We start from the raw sequence: 697 nt of genomic DNA, 5'->3' as shown, positions 1-697 counted from the left end.
ACATAACACGATAGTCCGTAGACAGACACATCTCGAAACCGCCACCCAACGCAATACCGTTGATAGCAGTTACAGATGGAAACGGAAGATCTTCAATTGCACTAAATACAGCGTTGGCCTGCAAGTTGTTTGCGATAAGCTCTTCTTCAGAACCAGCAAACAAGTCAGTAAATTCTGTGATATCTGCGCCAACGATAAAGCAATCTTTTGAACTTGTAACAATCAAGCCCTTAATGCCGTTTGCGTTCTTTAAGCTTTCCGCTGCTGCGCCAAGCTCTTCAATAGTAAGTCGGTTAAACTTATTGACTGACTCGCCCTCTAAATCGAAATTTAGCTGTGCGATTCCGCCTTCAATCTCTTTAACCGTGATGGCTTTACCTTCGTAAATCATCAACTGTTCTCCAAGTTAATTATCCGTGCTGGTCTACCTACGTCCTCTGAAAGGTCGAGGCTCCAACAAAGTTTTTTTGGGCCCGCATATTTCGCGGGAATTTTCGAAATTCATACGCTCGTTTGAATTGCGTGTGCGAACCATGTAAAAAAATCCATCATTTGTCAATTATTATTGACATAAGTAAACAATTCTTTTCTAGATTTTCCAACAGAACAATCACCTATCCATTTGTTTTATAGGTTTTTTTAAAATTATGCCTTTTTAACGAATTTATTATTCCACCAAAGAACAAATTCAATACAA

1 protein-coding gene is annotated in these 697 nt (G+C 39.2%); it reads right to left on the bottom strand.

The window, feature by feature from the left end; genetic code table 11:
* Positions 1–391 (bottom strand): enoyl-CoA hydratase-related protein (locus tag A3766_RS03200; RefSeq protein ID WP_197479258.1); only part of this gene is annotated, 391 nt, incomplete at its 3' end.
* Positions 392–697 lie beyond the last annotated feature (306 nt).

Source organism: Oleiphilus sp. HI0132 (assembly GCF_001635845.1).
Note: the sequence above shows the minus strand (reverse complement) of the source record. Positions and strands in the feature narration are given on the sequence as shown.